General features: G+C 37.7%; 11 protein-coding genes. 5 read left to right on the top strand and 6 right to left on the bottom strand.

Annotation, left to right across the window (positions count from 1 at the left end; translation table 11 throughout):
• Positions 1–22: 22 nt before the first annotated feature.
• Together M899_RS08470 and M899_RS08465 are read left to right on the top strand one after the other, a co-directional pair.
• Positions 23–12,967: a fibronectin type III domain-containing protein gene (locus tag M899_RS08470; RefSeq protein ID WP_369795332.1), complete on the top strand. Its 12,945-nt coding sequence runs from the start codon at positions 23–25 to the stop codon at positions 12,965–12,967.
• A 33-nt stretch (positions 12,968–13,000) separates the two neighbouring features.
• The gene (locus M899_RS08465) at positions 13,001–13,501 is read left to right on the top strand and encodes an AgmX/PglI C-terminal domain-containing protein (RefSeq protein WP_021270995.1); all 501 of its coding nucleotides are present in this window, start codon (positions 13,001–13,003) and stop codon (positions 13,499–13,501) included.
• 39 nt (positions 13,502–13,540) lie between these two features.
• On the opposite strand, the gene M899_RS18725 is transcribed toward M899_RS08465, so the two are convergent.
• The 6 genes from M899_RS18725 to M899_RS08440 all read right to left on the bottom strand — a co-directional run bounded on the left by M899_RS18725 (position 13,541) and on the right by M899_RS08440 (position 17,568).
• Positions 13,541–13,675 (bottom strand): hypothetical protein, encoded by a 135-nt coding sequence (locus tag M899_RS18725; RefSeq protein ID WP_255345076.1) that lies wholly within the window; start codon positions 13,673–13,675, stop codon positions 13,541–13,543.
• A gap of 96 nt (positions 13,676–13,771) precedes the next feature.
• Positions 13,772–14,545, bottom strand: coding sequence for a helix-turn-helix domain-containing protein (locus M899_RS08460; protein ID WP_021271006.1), 774 nt, complete (start codon positions 14,543–14,545; stop codon positions 13,772–13,774).
• 10 nt (positions 14,546–14,555) lie between these two features.
• Positions 14,556–14,972, bottom strand: a complete 417-nt coding sequence (locus M899_RS08455) for a hypothetical protein (RefSeq protein WP_021270980.1) — start codon at positions 14,970–14,972, stop codon at positions 14,556–14,558.
• Entirely contained in the window at positions 14,972–15,745 is a 774-nt protein-coding gene (locus tag M899_RS08450) for a helix-turn-helix domain-containing protein (RefSeq protein ID WP_021270981.1), read from the bottom strand. The genes M899_RS08455 and M899_RS08450 overlap by 1 nt, the downstream gene beginning before the upstream one ends.
• A gap of 213 nt (positions 15,746–15,958) precedes the next feature.
• Complete coding sequence (locus M899_RS08445) at positions 15,959–16,837, bottom strand: aldose 1-epimerase family protein (protein ID WP_034728558.1); 879 nt, start codon at positions 16,835–16,837, stop codon at positions 15,959–15,961.
• A gap of 32 nt (positions 16,838–16,869) precedes the next feature.
• A complete protein-coding gene (locus M899_RS08440) occupies positions 16,870–17,568 on the bottom strand; it encodes a response regulator transcription factor (protein WP_021271007.1) in 699 nt (232 codons plus the stop codon).
• A gap of 322 nt (positions 17,569–17,890) precedes the next feature.
• Here M899_RS08440 and M899_RS08435 point away from each other — a divergent pair, with 322 nt between their 5' ends.
• The 3 genes from M899_RS08435 (at position 17,891) to M899_RS08425 (ending at position 20,303) form a co-directional block, all read left to right on the top strand.
• The gene (locus M899_RS08435) at positions 17,891–18,376 is read left to right on the top strand and encodes a hypothetical protein (RefSeq protein ID WP_021271018.1); all 486 of its coding nucleotides are present in this window, start codon (positions 17,891–17,893) and stop codon (positions 18,374–18,376) included.
• Between the two features lie 181 nt (positions 18,377–18,557).
• Positions 18,558–19,247, top strand: a complete 690-nt coding sequence (locus M899_RS08430; RefSeq protein WP_021270992.1) for a sensor histidine kinase — start codon at positions 18,558–18,560, stop codon at positions 19,245–19,247.
• A 108-nt stretch (positions 19,248–19,355) separates the two neighbouring features.
• The gene (locus tag M899_RS08425) at positions 19,356–20,303 is read left to right on the top strand and encodes a methylenetetrahydrofolate reductase (protein ID WP_021270963.1); all 948 of its coding nucleotides are present in this window, start codon (positions 19,356–19,358) and stop codon (positions 20,301–20,303) included.
• Positions 20,304–20,314: the final 11 nt, after the last annotated feature.

Below are 20,314 nucleotides of genomic sequence, written 5' to 3'. Positions count from 1 at the left end.
TGAATCAAGCACGGGAACATCAATTATTAATGGACCAGATGCCCTCTCTGATGATTCTACAGCTCTTTCTGGTGCTGTTTATGTATTTAGAAATAAATTAAGATTTTTCAATCCAAAATCTTTTAGAGTTGCTAGCACTGATGACAACTCGATCAATCTCGAATGGATAAAGGCAGATAATATCACGACGGGATATTACATCGCCTACCTTTTGGGAGACACTCCTCCTGCAGATTGTAGTTCTGGGACGATTGTCAATGTTGGCAATGTTGAAAGTTATACACTTTCATCTCTTCAAGAGACTGAAACTTATTCTTTTAGAATCTGTTCATATAATGGAAGTGGAGATGTTAGTGCTGGTGAAACTGTCTCAGCATCAACGACGCAAAAACCTTATGAAGTTGCAAATCTTCACATATCGAACAGAGGATATGATTTTGCACAGGCCACTTGGGAAGCGGGTTCAGTTGCAGCAAGCGGTTACGTAGTGGCCATCCTTCCTGGTGCAACAGCACCTGATCTCTATTGTACTAGTGGAACAATTACCGATATTGGAAACAATTTCACTCATCTTCTATCTGGTCTCACTATTAATCAAGACTACAGCATTAGAGTCTGTGCCTACAATGCCAGCAATCAGAACAGTAAAGGTAAAGCATTCTATATTCAAAATGGTTGGTATTTCGAAGCCTACTTGAAGGCCGATAATAGTGAAGCTAGTGATAATTTTGGACGCTCAATTTCTATTAATGGAAATAATTTGATTATTGGAGCATATGGTGAAGACTCTAATCAATCAACAGTAACAAACGGCACTAGCTCTACAGATAATTCTTTATCCAGTTCTGGTGCTGCGTATCTTTTTACAAGAACAAATTCTCTATGGACACAAAGTACTTACTTTAAAGCTGTTTCACCTGATTCGAGTGATGCTTACGGAGGTAATGTAAGTATTGATGGTGATACTATTGTGATAGGTGCAACAGGAGAAGACGGTCCAGGAAACACAATTACAAATGGGCCAACCGCATCGTCATTTAATACAAGTTCAGGTTCAGGTGCTGTATATGTTTACAAACTAAATGCAGGAAACTGGGAACAAGAAGCCTATATTAAAGCGAGTAATGCTGGTGCAAATGACTATTTTGGAAATAAGGTTCAAATTGAAAATGATACACTTATTGTATCAGCTACAGGTGAAGATAGTGCTCAGTCCACAATTACAAATGGAACAGGATCGCCAACAGATGATACCGCTGGAAGTTCTGGCGCTGTTTATGTTTATAAAAGAACAGGTTCAAATTGGGCACAAGAAGCTTATATTAAGTCGAGTAATATCGGTGCCAGTGACAGTTTTGGAACTAGCGTAAAATTAAATGGAGATTATCTTGTTGTTGGTGCAACTGGTGAGGATTCAAATCAAACCCACATCTCAACAGGTGTTGCGGCGAATCCAGATAATTCTAGTTCTTCAAGTGGTGCAGTATACTTATTTAGAAGATATCAAGCGACTTGGTATGAATATGCCTATTTTAAAAGTGTAAACTCAGAAATAAGTGACTCTTTTGGTGCATCAGTAGCTGTAAGCGGTGACACTATTGCTGTCGGAGCTTCTGGGGAAGATTCAAATTCTACATCAATTACCAATGGACAATCAGCTTCTGCAGATAACTCCAATTCTTCTTCAGGAGCTGTCTACGTTTTTATAAACAACAATGGAACATGGGAACAACAAGCATACCTAAAGTCTTCTAATAGTGGTGCCAGTGATTATTTTGGAACTAGAATTGACTTAAGTGGAGATACACTTGTCGTCGCAGCTACTGGTGAAGATAACTCATCAAACACAATTGTTAACAATGCAGCCATTATTGAAAATGATGATCTATCATCATCAGGTGCAGTTTATGTATTTAAAAGAAATGGAACAACTTGGTCACAAGAGTCTTATTTAAAATCCCCTGCCCCAACTTCTAATGATAGTTTTGGTTCTGAAGTTACTATTGAAGGAAATACTATTGTCGTTGCAGCATCTGCAGAAGATGGCCCTTCACAAGGCATATTTCATAATTTTGATTTTGATACTAACGATACTGCAAGTGCTTCTGGTGCAGTTTATGTTTTTAGAAATTACTCGAGGCTTTTTGCTCCATCCAATTTTGCCATTACTGCTGATAATGGTTCAGATGTTACATTATCTTGGAATGCTGTAGCAGGAGCTACTGGTTACAAAATATCCTATCTACAAGGTGGAATAGCACCAGCAGACTGTAACACAGGAACAGCAATCGATGTTGGGAACGTAACGACTCATACTTTTACTGGCCTAACAACAAATGATTATAGCTTCCGTATCTGTTCATACAATGCAACTTTTGGTGATCATGAAGGTTATACTCTTACAAGATCGACTTCAACAGGAATCATCTACCCAAGTGATCCGACGAATTTCATGGCATCAACCACAGGAACAAATAATATAAACCTGACATGGACGGCTGCTCCCGCTGCAGCAGGATACAAGCTTGCATACGCTTTAGGAGATATTGCTCCAGCAGATTGCCATAGTGGAACGAGTACTGATCTAGGTAATGTCACTTCGACTTCTGTTACTGGGCTACAACACAACTCAAATTATTCATTCACAATTTGCTCTTATAATGCAGTTCCACAATATTCATATGGAGCAAAACTAAGCGCAGCAACTCAAGATTTTCCATTTGAATTATCTGAATTAAGAATTGCCTCTGAGACTCGCACAAATGTTCAACTTGCCTGGATAAGCGCTGGTGGTGCAACTGCAGGGTTTTATATCAGCTACCAGGCCAACACTGTGCCGGCCAATTGTTCTGCAGGCACTGTAATTGATACAGGAAATGTCACAACTTATAATATTACAGGACTTGATTCTGCAACTGAATATTACTTTAGAGTCTGTGCTTATGATGGAGCACTTAATACTACGGAAGGTAGAGTAATATCTAGACTTAATGGCTGGTATCAGAGTGCCTTCATCAAAGCTGCAAATGTTAGCGGCAATGCTCTTTTCGGTGACAGTGTAAAATTAGATGGTGACACGTTGGCCATCAGTGCACCAGGACAAGAAAGCTCACAAACAACAATCACAAATGGAACTGGAACACCAACAGATACTCTCGCTCCAAACTCTGGTGCTGTTTACATCTATAGAAAGTCGGGAAATGATTGGACTCAGGAAGCTTTTATTAAAGCCAATAACGCTGAAACCAATGACAACTTCGGTGCTTCAATTGATCTTCAGGGAGACTATTTAATTGTTACAGCTCCAAATGAAGACACTGAAACAAATACAATTTGGAATTATTCGAACAACGAAAATAATAACAGATCATCAGATTCTGGTGCCGTTTATGTCTATAAAAGAACAGGAACGAATTGGGAGCAAGAGGCGTTTATTAAAGCACCAAACTTTCAGTCGACTGATAAATTTGGTGATTCTATATCTATAGATGGCAACACTATTGTTGTTGGTGTAAGTCAAGAAGATAGCGCTACAATTCAGATCGTCCATGCACCAGATCCGATTCTCGAATACTCCACTTCCTCTAATAGAGGAGCTGTTTACATCTTTGGAAAAGATGGTTCAGGAAAATGGCAATTTGAAGCCTATATAAAACGAACTTATGATTCATCAGACTATCTTGGTACTAAAGTCTTTACCAAAGATAATTTAATCTTCGCGACCTCCCCTGGAGATGATTCTTCATTTAATGGAATTTTAAGCGGTTCTGTTGAAACAAGTGATGATGTTACAAACTCTGGTGCTGTCTTTGTTTTTGCCAAAGGTGAAGATAATAAATGGTCACAAGAAGCCTTTATTAAAGCAAGTAATAACTCATCCAACGATATTTTCGGGACATCTATAAGCTATAGTAACAATTATTTAGCTGTGGGTGCGGAAGAAGACGACAGTAATCAAAATACAATTACAAATGGCGACACAAATGCTTCGACAAGTACACTCAGCTCAAATAGCGGTGCTGTTTTTGTATATAAGCGTGATAACAAAACTTGGAAACAGCACGCCTATATCAAACCAAGCAATGTAAATAGTAATGATAATTTCGGCCATGCCGTTTCAATATCTGGGAACCTACTAGCTGTCAGTGCTTACAAGCAAGATAGTAATCAAAATTTCACAACAAACGGAGCGGGAGCATCTACAGACACATCTCTTAGTGCAAGTGGTGCTGTATATTTATTTAAACGAACGAATGAAACATGGAATCAAATTGCGTTTATCAAACCAACCAATCCAAAGTCTAATATTAATTTCGGTAGCTCTCTGAATTTAAAAGGCAATCTTCTCGCGGTAGGTACTAATAATAACGATTCAGGAGCTTCTGGCGTTTTCTACTCTAATAATTTCAGTGAATCATTCGGATTTACAAACTCAGGTGCTGTACATATCTTCACCAATAAATCAGATCCATTTGATCCATATGAACTAGCTGCAACACCTGCACAAAACAGTGTAACACTGAATTGGATCAAGACAGGTGAAAACAATGCCGGCTACATGATAGCCTACTCTCAATCACTAACACCACCTGCTGATTGCAGCTCTGGTACAACAATTGATGTTGGTGATACAAATACTTTTACAGTGAACTCACTGCTGGATGCTCGCTCTTATTCTTTTAGAGTTTGTGGATACGATCCAAGTTCTCAACTTTCTGCAGGTATTGCAATAACAACTGAAACACTCGCAAGTAGTTCAGAAGTGGCGAATTTGCAAATTACAGCTCGTGACAATACTTCAATATCTTTGAGTTGGGACGCTAGTTCAGCTCCAGTTACAGGATATAGAATTTCATATAGCGAAGGATATGCAGAAAACTACTACTGCAACACCGGAACAACTATTGATGTCGGCAATGTTACATCATATCAATTAACATCGCTCACCCACAGAAAGGGTTATTCAATAAACGTTTGTGGTATTTATCCACTAGGAAATACGAAAGGTGCTCTACTTAATGCTCCTGATTTTGGTTGGTACCAAGAAGCATTTTTGAAATCTTTTGCAAATAATTTATTTGCCACCGCTTATTTTGGTTCTTCAATTTCTTTAGATGATGACACAGTCGCCGTTGGTACGATTGATGATAAGTTAAACATCACTTCAATTACAAACTCGACAACAATTGACCCTACAGTGCAAACCAATCTTTGGGACTCTGGAGCTGTCTACATTTACAGAAGAACAGGACAAACTTGGGCAGGTGAAGCCTTAATTAAAGCATACAATCCACAACTCTATGGTGCTTTCGGTGATCAAATTAGCTTGAGTGGAGACAAAATTGCGGTAGCAAATTTTGAAAACAGCCAAGAATATACAGTTATTGTCGATGGTAAAGATCCTGATTTTGTCACTAATGATAATCTATATAGGGCCGGCTCGGTTTATATTTATAAAAGAACAGGCTCCACATGGGCATTAGAACAATACATTCGTCCTCCATTGGTCAAGAGTTATCAACAGTTCGGTATCGATGTATCATTAAGTGAAAATACAATTGCCATTGGTGCAGATTACGATAGTAGTAATGCAACCAACATTTTCAATTCTTCAGATGCTCCTATAGATAATTCTGATAGCTATGCAAGTGGTGCAACATATATTTATTACTTCAATGGATCAACTTGGGTACAGCAGGCCTTTATTAAGGCGAGCAATAATGGTTCTCAAGACTATTTCGGTTCAAGTGTGGCCTTAAAAGGCGATCTTCTTGTTGTAGGTTCACCGAGTGAAGATTCTATATCAACATCAATTATTAACGGGTCTACTTCTGCTTTGGATAATGATGCAAGCGACTCTGGTGCAATATATGTTTATAAAAGAAGTGATAATTTCTGGGAACAAGAAGCTTATATAAAAGCTTCAAATAACATTGATGGATTATCGTATGGGTACAATATTGATGTTGATGGAAATTATATAATTGCAGGTGTAGTTAATGAATCGAGTAATACTTCAAATATAATAAATGGTGAAACCTCTTCAACCAATACAGATAGCGCTACTAGTGGTGCAGTATATGTTTATAAGAAAGACAATGGAATTTGGAAACAAGATGCTTATATCAAGGCCCCAAACCCAGATAGTTCAGATTACTTTGGTACATCTGTTGCCATAAGTGGTCAAAGAATTGCTGTTGGTTCATATCAAGAAGATACAAATCAAAATTATATTACAAATATTGATCTACCAAGCATAGACAACAACTTATTAAACAGCGGTGCTGTATATACTTTTACAAGAGAAAATGGACTCTGGGAATTTGAAGCATTTATAAAAGCAGGAAATGCAGGACAAAATGATACTTTTGGTTCAACTGTTGATCTTCAAGGCGACACTCTTGTTGTAGGTGCTCCAAAAGAAGGTTCGGAAGTTTCTGGTGTTGTAAACGGACCGATCCCACCGCAAGACAACAACAATGGCTATACTGGTGCAGTATATATTTATAGAAACCTAATTGATAGATACTCTCCGGCCAATTTAATTGCCAGCTATACCGACTCTAGAAATATTACACTTAAGTGGAGAAAATCCACAGCTCACACTGGTTATAAAATTGCTTATGTCATGGGTTCAATTCCACAAGCGAGTTGCGAGGGAAGTAATTCGATTGATGTAGGCTGGGTCGACACTCATACCTTTACCAATCTCACACCGGGAATAAACTACAGTTTTACAATTTGTGGCTACAATGCTTCTGCAGAATTATCGTTGATGCAAACCCTCACCCACAGAACAACACTACCACCAAGAGGACCAGCGACATTAAGTATCAACGATATTAAAACATCGACTTTCATTGCCCAGTGGACGGCAGTACAATCTGCAAATATTCAGGGATATAGATTGGCGTATAAGACAGGTAACATTCCTCCTGTTAATTGTACAAGTGAAACGAACTTAGATGTTGGAAACGTTCTAAACTATAAATTAACAGGTTTGCTGGCCTACAACACCTACTCTATTAGAGTTTGTCCTTATGATAATAACAATATAATTGGACAAGGATTAACAGCAACAGCGAATACTCTAAAAGATCTTTGGTATCAAGAATCATTTATTAAAACAGCTAACAATGATCCATTTGATTTATTTGGAAGCTCAGTTGATCTTTTTGCAGATACACTTATTGTTGGTGCACCTGGTGAGGACACTGCAAGTACAATCATTACTTCAGACATTACTGCTATTGATAATAATAACGCTGAGTCAAGCGGGGGCGTCTATATTTATAAACGCACTTATGAGGACTGGGCACTTCATACATTTATCAAATCAAGTAACAGTGATCTTGGCGATAATTTTGGACAAATCGTATCCATTCATAAAGATACAATTGCGGTTGGTGCCCCACTCGAAGACAGTAACCAAAACACAATTACCAACGGAGCAACTTCTTCTGCAGACAACTCATCCAAAGATAGTGGTGCAGTCTATATTTATAAAATCGCAAATGATGTATGGACACAAGAAGCTTATATAAAATCGCCTTATCCTGATATCGATGATGAATTTGGTAGTGCAATTGATTTAAATGAAAACACGCTTGTTGTGGGTGCATATCGTGAAGATGGAGATCAAACAACTATCATCAACGGAACAACTGCTAGCGCGACGAATACAAGTATTGATAGTGGTGGTGCTTATATTTATTTCCGAACAGGAAATTCTTGGACACAAGAAGCCTATATAAAAGCGATCAACAACGATAGTGGAAATTTCTTCGCCAAATCTGTTGCTGTTGATTTAAACACCGTAGCGATTGGAGCACCGAAAGAGGATAGCAATAGCACGACTATTATAAATGGTACCACCGCTTCAAGCGACTCTTCGTCTTCGGCCAGTGGTGCAGTTTACATATATAAGAGAACTGGTGCTAATTGGGCCCAAGAATCATATATCAAGGCCCCTAATAACAACGAATCTGATTATTTTGGAAGTGCTGTTGCATTACGAGGTGACCAGCTCGCAGTGGGTGCTCCAGAAGAGGACAGTAATGAAATCACTATTACAAATGGGCCGTCTGCAAGTTCGGACAATAATGCTTTAAGTTCTGGTGCTGTCTATGTATTTGAAAGGTCCGGTTCAAACTGGAATCAAACAGCTTACATCAAGGCCTCTAATGCAAACACAGAGGATCATTTTGGTTCTTCATTATCATTAGGACAAAACACTCTCGTTGTAGGTGCCAAAGATGAAGATTCATCTCAAAGAGGTATTACATTAAATTCAAGTCCTCTTAATGATGCCCAAAATAGTGGTGCGGCCTATATTTACCGCTACAATGGAATTAATTGGAGTCAAGAGTCCTACTTAAAATCAATAAATTCCGATGCCAACGATAACTTCGGAACCGCCGTTGCGATGAGTGGAGACACCATTGCTATCGGTGCTCCAGGTGAATCAGCCTACTTAACAGAAATTACGAACAATGAAATCGCTAGCACTTCTAATGATTCACAAAACAGTGGTGCTGTTTACATTTATCGCTATATTGGTCGTATATTTGATATCGTGGATCTGCGAGGTTCAATTGACATCAACACAAATATAAAACTCACTTGGAATCGCCTTGCCTATGCTTCTGGCTACAAGATTTCATATCAAACAGGAACGACGGCTCCTCTTGACTGTAACACTGCGACTCAAATCGATGTCGGTAGCGTTGATAACTACACTGTTACAGGACTAACTCCAGGGCTCACATATTCATTTAGAGTTTGTGGATATGATAATACTCCGACATATAGCGATGGTGCCATTGTAACAGTCACAAAACCAAACCCTCCGCCAAATCCAACGAGCTTAACGGCCGTTGCAGACAATTCAAAATCAGTTACTTTAAATTGGATTTCAGGTGGCGCAAGTACAACTGGATTCAAGGTCGCATTTAATATTGGAACAACTCCTCCAACATCATGTACAGATGGAACAATTATTGATGTGGGTAATGTAACGACTCATACAGAAACAAACTTCCCTCACTACTCTCGCCTGTCGTTCAGAGTATGTTCATATAATGCTCTTGGAGACCTAAGCTCAGGAGAAACAATAAATGCAATTTCTCGAGTCGGAGGTTGGTATCAAGAAGCTTATATCAAGCCCAATACAAACGAAAAAGAACTCTACAGTTTTGGTAAAAAAATTGATTTTGATGGAAAGCAAATCGCAGCATCATCTACATATGACACTTATTTAACAAAAGAAATTGAATACGGCTCGTCTGTTACAGTTTCCCCACAAGAATCTGGTTCCGTTGGGGCCGTATATATATTTGAGAGAACGGGAGATAATTGGGAGCAAAAAGCTTACATCAAACCTCCAAACGCAGCTAGTGGAGATCGTTTTGGACAAGATGTATCTTTCTTTGGAAATAAATTAGCCGTTAGTGTTGAAAATGATAATAATCCATCTGGCACTTATTTTAATGGTAAATATACTCTTGAAGGCGATGGTAACTCGGCTGGAGCTATTCATATATTCAACAAAGTGGGTTCTGTTTGGACTCCTGAAGCATTCATTAAGCCGAAATTTGTTATGAATACTGACGGATTTGGAAAAGAATTAGCATCATACAATGATACTATTATAGTTGGTGCTTCTGGAGAAAGAACTGTCGCAAACTATATTCAAAACGGCGAGCAAACCGTCGACTCAAATGCCTCAGGAAATAGCAGTGCTGGTGCCGTTTATGTTTTTAGAAATAAAGGCCAAGGTTGGTACTCAGAAGCCTTTATCAAGCCTACAAACATACAGGCCGGAGATATGTTTGGAATCTCCATCGCAATTGAAGATAATTATATTGCTGTCGGTGCCCCAGGAGAAGATAGCAATCAAACAACTATTTCTAATGATGGCGTGATTATTGAGAACAACTCCAATCCAGATGCGGGCTCTGTCTATATTTTCAAACGCACTGATGATCTATGGACACAAGACGCCTACATCAAGGCGGCAAATTCTGAATCATATGATAATTTTGGTGTCGAAGTTGAACTTAAAAATAATTATCTAATTGTTTCGGCCTCAGGCGAAGACAGCTTTACAACTACAATTATAAATGGAACAGGAACTTCTAGTGATAATTCTTGGGGAGGCGCTGGAGCGATCTACGTCTATAAGAAAAATGCAGGAAATTGGGAACAAGACGCCTATATTAAATTAAGCAATACTGGAGTCCATGAAGAATGGTACAGCAATGTAACTTCGCTTTCATTGGACGGAGATACTTTAGTTCTTGGAAACAGAGGTGACCCTAGTATCGGAAATATTATTCTCAATGGCCCTAATGCAAGTACTTACGGAGATGGCGACGCTTTCTGGGATGTTGGTTCAGTCTTCGTTTACCGAAGAACTGCAGCAGGTTGGGAACAAGAAGCCTACATCCAAGCAAGCAACTCGCAGCTTGGAAGCCAATTTGGAGAAGATGTTGTTATAAAAGGTGATACTATTGTTGTTGGTTCTTCTGGTGAAGGTTCGAGCTTCCGTTCAATTATTAATGGACCAGTAACTAATGAAACTAATATTTACAGTGTCAATTCAGGTGCTGTTTACGTCTATAGAAATAAGAAAAGATTATTTGAAGCCTCTACAGTGGCCCTCGAGAGCAAAACAAATAACTCATTAACTCTTAGCTGGTTAACAAATTCAGGTAGTGCCGTTGGATATAAAATTGCCTATCAGCAAGGAAGTGCACCAGCAGATTGTAATTCAGGAACAGTTATAGACGTAGGTAATGTAAGTAATTATGTCTTAACGGGTCTGCTACAAAACACAACTTATGGTGTTAGAATCTGTTCTTATGATGTGGATGGTAATGATTCGACTGGGCAAGTCTATACTTACACAACAGATTCTGATTTAAAAGAGGCCTCAAATGTTTCGATTGCTTCAACTACTGTTGATAGCATTACATTAACTTGGACTGATGCTAGTCCTGGAGCTACGACAGGCTATAAGCTTGCCTACGCTTTAGGCGACACTGCACCTGTCGATTGTAATTCAGGCACTTCACTAGATCTTGGTTTAGTAACAACATATTCAATTACAGGTCTAACTCCACTTGATCAGTATACAACACGTCTGTGTGCTTACGATGCTAGTGCTCTCGAAACAACTGGTGTTACAAGAAGTGCAAGAGTTCAATCCAGTGGATGGAATTATAAAGGAATGCTACAAGCACCAATTCCTGAATCAAATGATGCATTTGGATCAACTCTTGCTATGTCAGAGAAGTATTTTGTTGTAGGTCATCCTTTTGAAGATAGTAATCAAACAACAATTACTTCAGTTCAATCACAAGATAACTCCCTAATAGATAGTGGTGCTGTTCACGTCTATGAAAAAGTAGGAAATGCTTGGCAATACATGGCCTTTATCAAGGCCTCGAATCCGAGCGAAAATGATAACTTTGGTACGAGTGTTGCCATTCATGGTGATAAAATTGCCGTTGGTGTTCCAAATGAAAGCAGCTCTCAATCAACTATAACGAATGGTACAACAGCATCAAGTGATAATTCGAATACAAAAAGTGGTGCTGTCTACGTTTATAAAAACAATGCTGGTACTTGGACTCAAGAAGCTTACATCAAGGCCTCTAACAATACGGCCGGTGATTTATTTGGAACTTCTGTTGATATCAAAGGCGATCTGATTGCAGTTGGTGCTCCATTCGAGGCAAGTAACCAAAATACAATTACAACAGGAAGTAGCGCAAGCTCTGATGAAAGTTTATATGGCAGTGGAGCAACCTATGTCTTCACTTTCAATGGATCAATATGGAATCAAACGGCCTATATCAAGGCCGCGAATAGTGGTTTCTTAGATAAGTTTGGACATTCTGTGGCCATTGGAAATGATACACATATTGCAGTCGCTGCAATTGAAGAAGACTCTATTGAAAGTACTATTATAAATGGACCAACAACTCACCTTACAGATACAGGTCTCAACACTGGGGCCATATATGTCTACGAATTTGTCGCAGGATCTTGGCAACAGCAGGCATTTATAAAGAAAATCAATCCAGATTCTGATGACCGCTTAGGTGAAACAATTAAGTTCGATAATGATACTATTGTCGCAACATCCCCTGCTGAAGATAGTACATTAACAGGCGTTACTAATGGTACGACAGCTTCAACAAATAACTCTGCAACAAATGCAGGTGCGATCTTTGTTTATAGAAAGACAAATGGTATCTGGGCCCAAGAGGCATTTATCAAGTCGAATTCTTCTGGATCTTCTGAAGACTTTGGACATGCAATGGATTTCAAAGGAGATACTATTGTTGCTTCAGCACCAAATGAAGATTCTGATTTTAGTGTTATTTATAATAGCACCAACCCTACTTCAAACTCATCTTTGATGGACAGTGGTGCTGTTCATGTATTTAAACGAGTTGGTACTCTTTGGGCACAAGAGGCCATGATTAAGTCCCCTAGAAATTACTTAAGGCTAAACTTTGGTGCAAGTGTTGCGATCCACGGGAATCAAATTGCCGTTGGAGAGCCAAAAGACAGTGGTGACCTTGGAAATCTAAGCAATAATCAAAATATGATTCCTAACGATCTTCGCAATACGAATTCGGGTTCTGTATTATTTTTTGAAAATAATTATAGAGTTTTTGAAGTAACAAACATTCGCACGACAACAACGTCAAATTCTGTATCGATAAACTGGAATCATACATCAAACTACAATGCGGGTTACCAGTTCGCCTACAACGTGGGGACGACTCCTCCGGCAGATTGTACCTCGGGGACAATTGTAGATGCAGGCGCGACAACAACTTATTTGGAAGGTGGACTCACAAATGGAACGACTTATGCGTTCAGAATTTGTGCATATGACTCTTCTCTAATTTTATCAAACGGTGTAGTATTTAGTGTAACTACTGATCCTTAAAATTTAAATCATCTCAGGAGGAGAATATCAATCATGAAGATGGATTCTAAAAACTTGATCATTGTTGTTTTAATCGTAATTGTTGCTTTCCTCACAGGTCGCAACTTCTCAGGCCAGCAAAAAGCCAATTCTGCGCCTGCTCCGATTGATCCAAAAATTGCAGTAGCATACAAGCAAAAAGAAGTTGCAAAAACAATTCGTGAGAACGCAAAAGATATACAAAAATGCTATCTATCATATCTTGAAAATAAGCCCGAAATGAATGAAGGTGTTATCAAGATTCTTTTCAAATTGAGAGAGAATGGAAGTGTTGAATCATCTGAAGCCGTTTCGAATGATTTTGAAAATATTTCATTTGGAGACTGTGTTGCCAAAAAATTTGAAAGATATTACTTCGCCCCGCCGCCAATTGGAATGAATAGAAATATCCTTCATGAGCTGGCCTTTAAAACACAAGAGACGGCCGAAAGAGAGGCCAAAGAGCGAAGCGAACAGAGCGCACTTCCTAAAATTCTTCCCGTTTCGCCACAATAAAAAAGGCAGCCTTAGAGCTGCCTTTGTTTTTGGAAAAGATTATTTTTTACCTTTATAGTACCCTGATTTAAAAATATCGTTCACATTCGAGTCTGTTTTTTTTGTCTCTTTATTCATACTTGAACAAGAAACCAAAGTTATAGAGACAAAGATTAAACAAATTATTTTACTCATATAAACCTCCGAGTTAATGACGAAGGTATATCTAATATTTTATTCAAATAAAAGAATACTTGAAACAACCATGATCAAAACTTCACTTTTGAAATGTTAGTTTCTATCACTTGCTGCCATTTTTTCTGAAATGAATGCAAAATAGAAATAATCAGGTCCAACGAGATCAGGATTGTTTGTAAGATCATCAATTTTCTGTTGGGCCTCGGCCATAATTTTATCAATTTCTTTTTTTGCCTTAGAATAATTCAATGAGGCCACTGTTATATTCATATTGCTCTGATTATCTTGAACATCTTTTGATTTTTTAATCGTATTAATGATCAAATCTCTCTTTGTTTTAGCATCAAGAGTTTCATTAAATATTGGTGAGCAACAACGAACAACATCACCTTTGTCTATTTTTAATAGACCATTATTGATAAGCTCTTCGACAACCAAAAACCCTGTTCTTCCATAGTGCTTCATAATATACGAGGATGAGATTCCCCACGAACATTCGGCCAAAAGGAAAAATAAAAATGATTCATAATCACCAAGATAATCATTTTTCTCCAAGATGGGTTCAACTTCTTTTAATGAACTTTCATAGATAAATGCATAAGTGTCAGACAGCTCGGGGTAATAGGACTTAATAAAGCCCATAATATCTGAACAACCTGTCCCCTTTAGGATTCTTAGAACACTTTCAATTGCAGGTCTTTGCAAATCGCCATTTTCAATGCGATTAAAGGCACTCGCTGAAATTTTAAATTTTGTCGCGATCTGGAGGGAGCTAAACTTTGGATGCTCCCTCTTATATTTTGCAATTCTCGTTTGCAAAATTTTCGCTAAAGGCAATGCTTCTTGTTCTAATGACAATCCGTACACTTCACACCGCCTATTTAATTTTTAAATTTAAAAATGGTTCAACATCACTTTTCAAACAGTCAGAAATATCTTCACCGTGCTGAAGTTCAACGCAGTTGTTATACTCATACTCACCTGTTATTGAAGGAGCAATCTTTTTAAACTCAGGTCCATACTTCAAGTTGAAACTTTCAACGCCGATAAAATCTCTTTTATTAATATCATTAATAAGCGTGTCCCAGCGCTGACCATTCTCCCTGTATTGTTTAACAACATCATATTTCATGCATTCAAACTGATTCGTTAATTGATTGAATTGGCATGAATCATTGACGTAGGAGTCTTTTCCTCCTCCGCCACCTGTTTCGGTTACAATACCTCCACCTACACCACCTGCAGCAAATATATTCAAGTTCAAAAAATATAATAATATGATAATTTTTTTCATTAGGCTTCCTCCCCAATTCCTTTTAGAATTCTTCCTGCTGACATCAAAAAATAGTAATGATCATCACCAAAATTATTTTTATCATTTAAAATTTGTTGCATTTTTGTATGAGTTTCACGAAGTAAAGCTGTAATCTCTTTGTTTACTTTCTTTAAATCAATAGACTGGCTTGAGTACACAAGAAATGAAGAATCACTTGTAGGCTCATGACAGGTTTCCAGAGTATTTATAGCAAGTTTTTTTATAGACTTTCCAGACATAACACTAAACTTATCAGAGCCAAAAAAAATACCATTGCGTTCAACAATTGCATTATTTTTCTTCAAATATTCAATAGCCATTACACCTGTAAGGCCAAACAATTCCTCTACTTCAACTCTTGAAAAACCTGAATCGCTATACGACAGCAACATATAGATAAAAAGATCAGGATCTTCAAAATACTTCTCTAGAGATAAATCTACATACTGACTTTCTCCATTACTCAAATAAACTTCTTTATAAGTCTTTGCGATCTCTGGAAAATATTCTTCAAGATATTGCAGAATATTTTTACAACCTGTCCCACGCAGAACTCTAAGAACTAGATCAAGTGAAGGAAAGCGAATATCACCATTCTCAAGACGGCCGAAGGCCGAAGAAGAGATATTGAATGACTTTGCAATCTGACTTGAACTCAGTCCAGGATGAGCTACTTTGTAAGAACGAATGCGCTCGCGCAATTTCTCGCACAAATTGGCAGAATGGCGCTCCATTGCTTCTCCGTAATACATTTATTTCTCCTGACGAAATAATTTCAAATTAGAACTATCTATAGATAATCGAATCAGAATTTTTTTGAAGATGAGAAGAAGTTTTTACACAGTGCGAAACATTAATAATATCATACAGATAAGCAAACTTTAAGATTAATTATGTTTTCCTTTAGGTATTGTAATTCGCATAGTTTAAGGTTTCTTTATTTTCATTAAAAATAGAGAAGCAAACTAATTTAAATGAAGGACGAACTCAGTTTTGAATGACTTTTCCATGTCCAAACAGATAACTCCTTCCTTAATAAAAAAGTCATTATTTGAATCAACGTGATCGGCCACACCAAACCAAGGTTCAATACATACAAATGGAGCACCCTCAGGGGCCCACAATCCGAGATAAGGAATATCACCAAATTCAACACCTACTGAATGATCATCTGTTGAACTTTTTAGTGAAACTTTATGTGAAGTGAGATCTTTGAAAATTAGCGCGTCTTTTTTAAAAAGATCCTCAGTCAAAAAAATGCGACGTCCATCTTTTAACATCGTCTTATCATCTGGATGTCTGAAGTCGATTAAATCATGATGGAGATAATAGGCACCTTGCTCTTCCTCATGTTCAAATTCTATATAGTGATCTTCCAACTCTCCATGCTTCAATGGAATATTAAAGGCCGGATGCCAACCAAGAGAGAAGAACATTTCTTTTCGATCAAGGTTTTTCACTTCAAAGGTCACAATAAGTTTTGGGCCATAACATTTGTAGCGGATATCGAGAGAAAATTTGAAAGGATAATAAGTCAAACTCTCCTCTGTATGCATAAGTCTGAATTTAACCGAATCTTTTTCTTGCTCGATAACTTCAAACTCTTGATCACGGGCAAAACCATGTCTTCCCATAACATAATACTTCCTACCAATTCTATATTGATCATCACGAAGACTGCCTACGATAGGAAATAAAACAGGGGCACGGCGAGACCAAAATTTTGGATGCCCTTGCCAAAGATACTCCACGCTAGATTCTCTATCGCGAAGACTTTGTAGCTCTGCCCCTTGGGAAGATATTTTTGCAGATATGTAATGGCTTGAGATTTTTATCTCTTTCATTACTCTAGAATACTAGAGATTATGAAAAATAGCTATTGCGATATCCCAAAGCTGTCTGCAGGAAGTTCTTTCAGGATAAATCCTCTTCCTTTTAAACTTGTAATCTTATGAGAAAAGCCATCAAGCTTAGATCTTAGATTTGCAATATGCGTATTCAAAGTCCCTACTTGTACATTACTTCCCTCACCCCAAACGAATGAAGAAATATCGTCACGGCTTACAATTTTTCCTTGATTTGCCGCCAATCCAAGAAGAAGCTTGAACTCAGTTGACGTTAAATTAATTCTCTCTTTGTTGAGATAGGCCTGCATGTCTTTTTTATTTATTTTGATATTTCCAATTTTCAAAATATCTTGTGAGAAGGCCTTGTACTTTTTAATTCTATTACTAATTCTAAGAAAGAGCTCTTCTTGGCTCATTGATCTCAATAGATAATCATCGGCCCCGGCCTTTAAACCTTTAAGTGTCGTTTTTTCAGTATTGTCTGATGTGAAGAATAGAACAGGACATTGTCCGGCCAAATTTCTTTCGCGAATTCTTTTATAAAGTTCAAATCCATCACAAAGGGGCATGTGGATATCAAGAATAACGGCATCGAAATTCTTTTCGGCCAAAACGCCCAAAGCACCAATCGGATTTTGAACAAGCTCTACTTCGAAATCTTCCGAAAACATCTCACCGAAGTACTCTAAATTAATTTCACTGTCGTCTACATATAAAATTTTGTGCATTTTGAACCTTCCTAGAAACAAATATTCCAAATCATTCTATCAGGAATATCCAGACCAATAAAGGGGGCAAAACAATAATATCATGTACTTGAGGTCTAACTGGGGACAGAAAGTGATCTTTCACAATAAAAAGCATCGGATAACAATGATATGAAATACTTGGCCATAGATTTCTTTATTTTTAGGGCCTCGCCTCCCCTCTAAATCAAGCGCCAATAAAAAGGGCGTCTAAAGAATGAACGGCCCCTGAACTCTTTTCAAAACAACCCCTATTAACATCAGAATTTCCTATAATCTCCACAAGACATATTAGGAGAAATATATGAATCCGACTTTCAAGGCCGCTTTATTTGCTACAATCATTCTGTCATCACCTACTCATGCCTTCGTAGATAATTTAAATATTCAACCGGAATATAAAAATCTTTTAAGAGGAATCCTTTCTGCAGACTACAGCTCAAGACGCTCAAGCTACGTTGACGAGGAAAGAGAGAAAATCTACGCTATGGACTGTAATGAATTGGAGAGCGAAAAACAGCGCCGTCATGATAAGCAGAGCGAATATCAGAAAGAACTTGATGATGTAACTTCTCAAATCGGTGAAGAACGCAAAAAGATAGATAAAATTCACGATATTATTGAAACAGTCCTTTCAAAAGGAAAACTGAGTCAATTTGTGATCGATCAAATTGATCTTGAAGTTGACCGCTCTCTTGTCTTTGAAGGCTGGGCCATCAAAGATTGGATAAAAAGGAATGATTCATACCTCTACACTGTCGACCAATTATTAAAAGCAAAATGCCAATAGATCTAAGGCCTTCCCACTTCGGGAAGGCCTTATTGTTTTCAGTCACTTAAATATCCCTAAATGAATGACTTCCCCAACTAGAAAGGAAAACAATATTCCCACGCGGAATAATATCGTTTTTTTTTCGCGCCTCAGCTAAATAGTTCCCACTTAACGCTTGCTGCAAAACAAGGGAGATTAAATGCAAGGGCAACTTTCTACTACACAATTAAATATCGCTGGTCTTATTCATGATATGAAATCACCTTTACAAGCATTGAAAGGGATTACTTCAGGAATGGTCACAAGCGATGCCCTTAAAGCTGAACTCATCCAAGAAGCAAGCGAACAACTTGAAAAGCTTTTACACAAAATGAGAATGCAAAATTTGCAATCGACACAGACTAGCTCAAATGAAAATTTTTGCCTAAGAGAACTTGTTCAAAGAATTTCAAACTTCAAAAAAGTCGAATACCCATTTAAAAGATTTTCAATCAAAGTCGTAGATCTTACTTGTGGCAATACTAAAATGGCCGCTGAAAAAATTGAAATAGAAAGACTTATTTCAAACTTATTGAATAATTCAATTGAGGCGCTGGGAGTTTCTGGAAAAATTAAAATTACTATTGCTAAAAAAGGTGAAAACCTTTCTGTTTCAATTAAAGACAATGGTCATGGTATCCCGAATGAATTACTCACCCATCTTGCCATTGCAGGAAATAGCTTTGGAAAACCTGAAGGAACTGGTCTTGGTTTATTTCAAGCAAAACAGACAGTTGAGTCATTAAATGGACAATTAAATATTGAATCAATTCTATCCATAGGAACAATCGTATCCTTAGACATCCCCACACAGAACTCACACTCTCACCTTCAATTAGCTAAGGGATAAGCACACTTCTTTTTAATGGCCAAAGCTAAGGAAGACTGAGGCCAATTCCTCCTACACAATTGATCTCTAAGCGTTTATAATAAGCTCAAACACAACATCAGGGAAAACATGAAAGTCATTGAGCATATTGATAAGGCAGGAAAAAATCCATTATTTAGCTTTGAAATTGTTCCTCCACCCAGAGGAAGAAATGTTCAAGATATTATTGATATCGTTGAAGGTCTAAAACCATATAATCCTTCATGGGTCGATGTAACTGCTCACTCAGCAGGAGCTTACTACAATGAAAGGTCTGACGGTTCAATTGAGCGTAGAATCTATCGTAAACGTCCTGGGACGATTGGCATTTGTGGAATTATTCAGAATAGATTTTGTATCGACACAGTGACACATCTTCTAACTCAAGGCTTCACGAAAGAAGAAACAGAAGATGCTCTAATTGAATTAAATTATTTGGGAATTCATAATGTTTTGGCCCTGCGTGGTGATGGATTAAACTACAGCAAGCAAATTAGCAAAGATAGATCAGTTAATACTTATGCTATTGATCTCGTTTCACAGATTAATGATATAAAACACGGTAAATTCTTAAACGACATTACAAATTCAAGACCTCTTGATTTTTGTGTTGGTGTCGCAGGATATCCAGAAAAACATTTTGAAGCTCCTAACCTAAAAATGGATGTTCACTGGCTAAAAAAGAAGGTTGAAGCTGGTGCAGAATATATTGTTACTCAAATGTTTTTTGACACAAAAAAATATTGCGATTTTGTTACCCTTTGCCGCAGCGAGGGAATCACTGTTCCTATCGTGCCAGGTTTGAAAGTTATAAAAAACATCAAACAACTTACAACAATCCCGAGCAACTTCTACGTTGATCTTCCAGATGAACTTGTTGATGAAATTTCATCAAATCCGAATCACGTGGAAGAAATTGGTGTTAATTGGGCCATCAAGCAATGTGATGAGCTCTTAAAGTTTGGTGTACCTAGCCTACACTTTTATGTAATGAACGACACTAAATCGGTAAAAGATGTCGTTAAAAAGTTTTTCTAAGAAAGGATCAA

The sequence above is a fragment of the Bacteriovorax sp. BSW11_IV genome (assembly GCF_000447755.1).
Classification (GTDB): domain Bacteria; phylum Bdellovibrionota; class Bacteriovoracia; order Bacteriovoracales; family Bacteriovoracaceae; genus BSW11-IV.
This window is presented reverse-complemented; position numbering and strand designations above follow the sequence as displayed.

Coding starts and splice junctions, on each gene's coding strand:
- M899_RS08465 (WP_021270995.1), top strand. CDS start 13,001: ATGAAGATGGATTCTAAAAACTTGATCATTGTTGTTTTAATCGTAATT.
- M899_RS18725 (WP_255345076.1), bottom strand. CDS start 13,675: ATGAGTAAAATAATTTGTTTAATCTTTGTCTCTATAACTTTGGTTTCT.
- M899_RS08455 (WP_021270980.1), bottom strand. CDS start 14,972: ATGAAAAAAATTATCATATTATTATATTTTTTGAACTTGAATATATTT.
- M899_RS08450 (WP_021270981.1), bottom strand. CDS start 15,745: ATGTATTACGGAGAAGCAATGGAGCGCCATTCTGCCAATTTGTGCGAG.
- M899_RS08445 (WP_034728558.1), bottom strand. CDS start 16,837: ATGAAAGAGATAAAAATCTCAAGCCATTACATATCTGCAAAAATATCT.
- M899_RS08440 (WP_021271007.1), bottom strand. CDS start 17,568: ATGCACAAAATTTTATATGTAGACGACAGTGAAATTAATTTAGAGTAC.
- M899_RS08435 (WP_021271018.1), top strand. CDS start 17,891: ATGAATCCGACTTTCAAGGCCGCTTTATTTGCTACAATCATTCTGTCA.
- M899_RS08430 (WP_021270992.1), top strand. CDS start 18,558: ATGCAAGGGCAACTTTCTACTACACAATTAAATATCGCTGGTCTTATT.
- M899_RS08425 (WP_021270963.1), top strand. CDS start 19,356: ATGAAAGTCATTGAGCATATTGATAAGGCAGGAAAAAATCCATTATTT.